Here is a 7,605-nt window from a genome sequence, read left to right as displayed (position 1 = left end):
ACCCCGCGTACGCCCGATGGCGAGACCGAGTGGCCGAGCTTGCGCATTTCGTTGGCGATGCGGGTCTGTCCATAGGCGGGATATTCCAGCGTCAGCTCGAGGATGATCGCCTCGATCTCCGGTGGCGTGCGGTTGGCCAACAGCGGCTTCCTGCGCGTCAGTTCCTGCAGCGCCAGTTCGCCGCCGATCTCGTAAAGCTCCTTGAAGCGGTAGAAGCTGTCGCGCGAATAGCCCATCATCTTGCANGCGCTGCGAACCCTGACCACTCCGCGCCCGGCCTCGGCTCAAGCTTCAGCCTAGGACACCGTCTGTCAGATAAAGTTTAAACTTTTACAGATTGAGATAGTTATTAAGCTTCTTTGCCAGGACGCTTACATGCGGCGGAACGACCATCGTGTGATGGTCACCTGGCACCTCATGAATTACCAGGCGGCCTCGCGCGAATTGCTTCCACCCAAGATCAAGTTCATTCGTGGATGCGCGCAGCCCCTTCTTGGCTGCAAAAAGAACGGACCTGCTGGCGTTGGGCCGAGGTGTATAATCACGAAGCGCGATTCTATTTGCCTCAGCAACTGTCAGGATATGATCGAGCTGCGTTTCACTCATGCTGGGGATGTTGCCTGATTGCGTTCCGAAATCGTGCAAGGCAGTGACCTGACGCTCGCGTTTGATGGAATTTAGCTTTCGCCAATGTTTCTTCAGCGCGGGAAAAAGCACGGTCAAAATGACAACTTGCTCGCTTAGCCAGTCAGGAATCGGGTTGTTGCCGAGCAGGCGGTGGTACCGGCCGCTTGTGTCCTCTTCAGGCTTGTGAAGCGCTTTGGCATCGAGCAGCGCAACGATTGCTACCTCGTCACCAGTATCACGCAATTGGCAGGCCATTTCCCAAGCAATGCTGCCGCCCAAGGACAAGCCGGCGAGCTGATAAGGGCCGCGTGGTTGTACGCTCTTAATGGCCTCAACATATGCCCGCCCCATCTCGGGAATGCTCTGGTGAGGTCTCGCCTCACCGTCCAGACCGCGCGCCTGGAGGCCGAAGAGCGGCTGCTCCGCGCCCAGTGCTTTAGCAAGAGGCGTATATAAGAGCACATGTCCGCCAAAAGGGTGGGGGCAAAACAGAGGCGCGCGCGAACCTCCAGTTTGTATCGGCACCAATGCGCTCGGACGCGCGCTTCCAACGGCCTTCGAGAGGGCTATCGCGAGCCCTCTTGGTGTCTGGTGGTCCAGCAGCCGGGAGACAGCTAATCTCTCTCCCGTGAGCTGCTCGATGCGATTGATTACGCTTAAGGCGCTCAACGAATCGCCACCAAGGTCGAAGAAGCTGTCGGTCGAGGCAACATCTTCCAAGCCCAAAATGTCTCGATACACCGCCGCGATTTGGCGGTCCAAAGCTGCCTCACCAGACATTTCAACTACAATCGGGCTACGTGGTGCTTCGTTTCTAGTCGAGGCATCGGCGGATATGGCCGCGGTATCAGGTTGATTCAAATCCGCGTTTTGTCCCCGCTCTTTGCTGGTGGTCGCATCGAGCCAGTAACGCTTGCGATCAAAAGGATAAGGCGGAAGGGGAGCACGCTGGGGGGGATGATGGTCGTGCAGACCAGACCAATCAAGGCGAACGCTGCAGGTCCAAAGCTTGCCCAGCGTCTGTAACACTCTCGCGTGATCGCCTTGCCCATGATTGCCTCCTGGCGAGGCTGCAAAACCGACGGGACCGCGCGAGTCGCTCCTTGACTTGAACTGCCTGGAAAATGTGGTCAGGGCTGCGCCAGGCCCCATCTCAAGGAACAACTCGTGGCCCGATTGCACCAGCCGATCGAAAGCTGCATAAAACTGCACCGTCTCGCGCAGATTGCGGACCCAATAGCTGCCATCAGGCGGCACGTCCGCCTCAAGCCAGTCACCGAGCACTGTCGACATGAAAGGCATTTGCGGCGCCTGTAACTCGACTTGTTCGGCATGAATCCTAAACTCCGGCAGGATTGGATCGAGCATGGATGAATGCACGGCATGACTTGCATGTATTCGTTTGCTCGCAATGGATCCAGCTTCCAATTGCTTTTGAAACGCCGCAATCTCGGGTGCGGCCCCCGAAACGACGCACCGACGCGGCCCGTTTATGGCCGCCAATGACAGGCGTTCATTCCAATATGGCTGGAGTTCTTCCGGCGACAGATGGACTGCAACAATCCCGCCTACAGGCACATGCGACGTTAACTGCCCCCTTTTCAGTGTCAGTCGAATGGCATCGGGTAGCGAGATGATGCCTGCAATATGAGCGGCTGCATATTCTCCGATGCTGTGGCCGATCACAGCTGCAGGGAAAATGCCCCACGAGATGAAGAGCTTCGCCATTGCATATTGCGTGGCGAAGATGACGGGCTGCATGACGGCTTCCAGCTGGGGCTCAAACTCGTCATCGGATTTGCCTTCCCTGTAGAGCAGGGCGCGGAAATCAATATGTGCGAACTCGTGAAGCCACTTTGCGCATTCGTCGATGGCGCGGCGGAATACCGGCTCTTCTTCATATAGCTCCCGACCCATTCCAATCTGCTGTCCGCCCTGGCCGGAGAACATGAACACGATGCGGGGTTCACTGCTCGACACCTCTCGCGTCGCGCCCGCCTGCAGTGCCGCCTGATCGAGTTGGTCGGCTAGTTCCACCAGATCGGATCCCACGAAACTTGTGCGATATCTGAGAGCGGCTCGACCCTTTTGCAGCGTGTATGCGATATTTGCTGCGCTATGCTGAATATCGCTTCGGCGCATAAAGCCGGCCAGTTGCCGGAGCATTTCGGTCATTGCCGATCTGCTCGCCGCCGATACCGGAAAGACGTGCGGCCTGCGACTAGCCCGCTCACCGGTTCGCGGCGGAGCCTCCTCGAGAATCGCGTGCGCGTTCGTGCCACCAATGCCAAATGAGCTAACCCCGCCGCGTCTTGGCGAACCACCTTTGGGCCAAGCGGTGCGGGTCTTGTTTACGAGTACCGGGCTCTCCTGAAAGTCGATATTTGGGTTGGGTGCATCGAAATGTAGGCTAGCGGGAATGACGCCCTTGTTCAGCATTGTGGCGACCTTGATCAATCCCGTTACACCCGCTGCGGCGTCAAGATGGCCGATATTTGTTTTTACCGAGCCTATTGCGCAGAATTGTTTTCTTGCGGTCTGGGAACGGAAGGCCTTGCTCAGGCCGGAGATTTCGATGGGGTCTCCAAGATAGGTTCCCGTACCATGCGCCTCCACGTAGCCAATCGTATCCGCTGGGACGTCAGCATCGGTGAGGGCAGCTTGAATAACTGCAGCTTGTCCGTCGGCGCTGGGGGCGGTAAAGCCCACCTTGGCGGCGCCGTCATTGTTGATGGCGGTCCCCTTTATAATCGCCCAGATATAATCTCCGTCTCTACAGGCATCGCTCAACCGCTTGAGAACGACGACCGCGGCTCCGCTGCCTCTCACCGTTCCTTGTGCTTTAGCATCGAACGCACGGCAGCGGCCGTCAGGGGATAAGATGTGGCCCAGTTGATAGAGATAGCCTTTTCCGTGCGGCAGGGAAATCGATGCACCACCTGCCAGCGCCATGTCGCACTCATTGCTGCGCAGGCTCTGGCAAGCGAGGTGGACAGCAACTAGCGAAGTGGAGCAGGCCGTCTGAACTGAGACGCAGGGACCGGTCAAGTTGAGCTTATAGGCAATGCGCGTCGCCGTGAAATCGCAGCCGTTGAGAATGCGAATCTGCAACTTCTCTGAATCCAGCAGGTCGCGGCTCGCTTCGCGGTCAGCGAGATAGTTGTTGGCCCCCACGCCGGCAAAGACACCGACACGGCCATCTTCTGTCTCGCGAGATCCGTATCCCGCATGGTCGAGCGCCAGATACGCCGTTTCCAGCAGGATTCGCTGTTGCGGGTCCGTCCACGCTGCTTCCTTAGGCGAGATGCTGAAAAACGCGGCGTCAAACAGATCAACTCCGCTGATAACGGCTTCGCGCCTTACATAATTAGACTTGCCCAAAGTATCGGGATCGATGCCCGCTTTTCGCAACGTCTGTTCATCCAGATCTGCGATGGACTCTATGCCATCGACCAGATTGCTCCAGAATTGATCGACATCCTCCGCCCCCGGGAACCTGCCCGCCATACCGATGATCGCAACAGCATTGCGATCCTGTTTGGGGTCGTTCCCGTTTCCCGCAAAGCCGATTGAGTTCTTTAAATCTTGAACCGGGTGAAGAGCAGCTGGAATTGCCTTCAAGTGCGCAGCGAGCGCTCTTATGGTGGGATGCTTGAAAAGATCCAGAATCTTGCAATCAATGCCCAAACGATCATGGATGCGCGCCTGAACCTGAACGATGGCCAAGGAATGTCCGCCAACATCGAAGAAATTGTCCTCAACGCTGACGGAGTCCAGCTTCAACACGTCCTTCCAGATCTCAGTCAGTTCCGTCTGCAATCCACCGGTTGGTAAAGTTGCGGCCTTTAGTTTCGAGGCGTTTCTCGGCTCGGGAAGAGCGCGCCGATCGATCTTGCCGCTGCGATTGGTCGGTAGCTGCGGGAGGAAGACAAACTGTGAGGGAATCATGTAGTTCGGCAGCGCGGCACTCAGAAAAGCCTGAAGTTCATCGGTATTCTCCGAAATCTTCCGTTGCGTCACCACATACGCTGTCAGGCTCGCATTTTCATCGGGACGGTCTGTCAGCGTAACGCAGCATGCCTTGACGTTTTCGTGCTCCATCACGCACTGCTCGATTTCGGCAAGCTCAACCCGCATGCCGCGGATCTTAATCTGTCCGTCGTTCCGGCCTAGGAACTCAATCGTGCCATCTGGCCGATACCGGGCCCGATCTCCAGTCCTATAGAGCCTGGACTGCGGCTCATCATCGAACGGGTTTGGCTGGAAAAGCTCGCGCGTGAGTTTATCGCGATTGATGTAGCCGCGGGCTATGCCGACGCCCCCGATGTAAAGCTCACCGATTGCGCCGATCGGCGCCGGATTTCCATAGCGATCGATAATGTAAACCTTGGTATTGATGGCAGGGCGCCCGATGGGCGGCTTTCGCCCGTCGGGTTTCACCTCGGTCCTTATGCAATAAACGGTCGTTTCGGTGGGGCCATAGGAATTGAAGACGCGGCGCTTCTCACCCCATCGTTCAACGAGGCTCGACGGCAAAGGCTCTCCACCTGACTTGACCACGGTGAGATCAGGAAGGTCCGTCGACGGCAGGGTGGTCCACGCTGTGGGCGTAAGACCGGCAGCGGTAATGCGCTCACGGCGCATGAACTCGACAAGCTCTGCTCCAGGCAGCGACGCTGATGGGGGCGCCAGGCACAATCGACCACCAGAAGATAAGGCCAATATGAAATCAAACAGCGATGCATCAAATCCGCAGGAAGCGAATTGCAATACGCGGCTATCCGACCCCACCTGATAAGTGCGTCTTAGATCCTCCGCCATGTTGCAGGCGCTGCGATGTTCAATCATCACGCCTTTCGGCTGACCCGTGGAACCAGACGTATAGATCACGTAAGCCAAATCGGAGGGACCGGCGGAGCAATGCGGAGGCGTGGCTTCATACAGAGCAATCTCAGTGTGGTCCTTGTCCAGGAGAATCACCGCGCGTCCATTCGCACCTTCAATGTTGAGGGCTGAGAGGGCTTTCTCGAACGTCTGCTCTTTGAACTCCGTTTTGCTGATGACCGCAGTGGCGCCAGCGTCCTGCATCATGAAGCGCAGGCGCTGGGGTGGCAGTCGCGGATCGAGAGGAAGATAGACGCCCCCCGCCTTCAAGACTGCTAAAAAGCCAACAATGAGATCGCACGAACGCTCAACGAGAACGCCGACCACGTTTCCATGGCTGACACCTCTTGAAATCAGATGACGGGCAAGCCTGTTTGCCCTTTGCTCAAGGACAGCGTAGCTGAGCGCCTCCAAGGGGCAGCTGACAGCGATATTGTCTGGGTAAGTGGCGGCCTGCGATTCGATCAGATTGTGCAGGCAAATGTCCGACGGAAAGGGTGCCGCTGTCTCGTTCCATCCGTGCAGAATCTGATGCTCTTCTTCTGGGCTGAGAAGATTATAACTGCCTATCTCTCGCCCTGGCGCATCTGCAATCGCCTCAAGCAGCAAACAATAGTGCTTCGCAAGCCGCTCGATCGTGCTGCGATCCCACAGATCTGCTTTGTATACCACGCAGAGACGGACTCTTTCTTTTCCAGCCACGATTCGGAAATCAAGATCGATCCAGACATCGGTCTCGCAAAATCGGATCTGTGCAGGCAAGCCGGACAGGTCGACGTCGCATGGCGTGAAGCCAAGAGAACTCACCGCCTCCGGAGTGAAGTTGAAGACTGCTTGCGCGAGCGAATTGCGATCAGTTGAAGGGGGGAGCTTGAGCTTTTCCAGCAGCAGAGGAAGAGGAAAATACTCGTGACTGCGCGCGCATCGCATCACGTGACGGACCCGCTGCAAATGGTCGAGGAAAGTGGGATTTCCGGAAAGATCCTGACGTAACGCTGCCAGGGTCGCAAAGTAGCCGAAGGTTCCGGAGAAATTTCCTGCCGGACGACCGAGGCGTGGGACGTAGAGGGTGATGTCGTCCTGCTCGCCATGACGATGCAGCAGGACGTAATAGGCAGCAAGCAGGACGGTGGCCAGCGTTACTTTTTCTTTGTGCGCCAGTTGCTGCAAGCGCGCGATCAGCGGCATCTCAAGATCCAGCGAGACAACTGACCCGGTGTGCGTGGCAAGCGCTTCTCGTGGTCCGTCCGTCGGAAGCGCCAAGTCGGCCTCATGATCGACAAATTGGTTGCGCCAGTAGGCCCACATGCGTTCTCCGTCGTTTCCGGCAAGAAGGCGCCCTTGCCAGGCTACGAAGTCCTCGTAAGGAGCCGCGGTGGTCAGACTCGGCATTTCCGCGTTGCCGCAGCACGCCTGGTAAAGCCTTCCGAACTCGTGCAGGAACGTACGAATGCTGTAAGCGTCGGAAATGATGTGATGGAAGTTGAGAAGGAGAACCTCTTCCGTAGCACTGCGGATGAACAAGTGCGCGCGAAACACTGGCCCATGTTCCAGATCGAAAGCCGAGCGAGCTTCCGCCGCAATCGATTGGTGGAAGCCCGCCTCGTCTGCGTTTTGCTGCCGAATGACATGAAAGCTCAGGGAGCCTTTCTCATGAATCCGCTGAACTACATGCTCGCCTTGCTGGTGAAAGGTCGTGCGCAGCATTTCATGGCGGTCGATCAATGACTGGAGCGTGCGCCGCAAGGCATCAATGTCGAACGGCGTCTTTATGCGCAGCTCGACTGGCAGATTGTATTCGCTCCCGGTTGGTCTTTTTTGATGATGTAGCCAAAGGCCCAATTGGCCATGCGAGAGCGGGCGCGCGACGGAATCCATTGCTTTCTCCAGTCACCTGTTTGCGGAAGATGCTACGCGCCTTTTCTCGCAAGTAGTTTGAATTTTCTGATAACTCTCGTCACTCCCAGAACAAATACCTTTATTGTAAAACAATATTTCATAAACATTTATGTTGCAGATTAATCATAACCGAGCCGGAAATCGACCTTTTCATGGAGCTTCTCACAGAGGCGTTCCGGATTTTTGAGAGCGAGA

The 7,605-nt window shown here is 56.6% G+C and carries 1 protein-coding gene and 1 pseudogene; both read right to left on the bottom strand.

Annotated features, from left to right (window positions below; genetic code table 11):
• Positions 1-257 (bottom strand): annotated as a pseudogene (locus X728_RS0136740) (helix-turn-helix domain-containing protein); the annotation flags it as partial.
• Positions 258-330: 73 nt separating this feature from the next.
• Positions 331-7,389, bottom strand: coding sequence for a hybrid non-ribosomal peptide synthetase/type I polyketide synthase (locus tag X728_RS137250; RefSeq protein ID WP_023833277.1), 7,059 nt, complete (start codon positions 7,387-7,389; stop codon positions 331-333).
• Positions 7,390-7,605 lie beyond the last annotated feature (216 nt).

Origin of the sequence: Mesorhizobium sp. L103C119B0 (assembly GCF_000502235.1) — a bacterium.
Classification (GTDB): domain Bacteria; phylum Pseudomonadota; class Alphaproteobacteria; order Rhizobiales; family Rhizobiaceae; genus Mesorhizobium.
Note: the sequence above shows the minus strand (reverse complement) of the source record. Positions and strands in the feature narration are given on the sequence as shown.

Bases quoted from the DNA above. Each gene is read 5' to 3' on its own strand.
- X728_RS137250 (WP_023833277.1), bottom strand. From the start codon at position 7,389: ATGGATTCCGTCGCGCGCCCGCTCTCGCATGGCCAATTGGGCCTTTGG.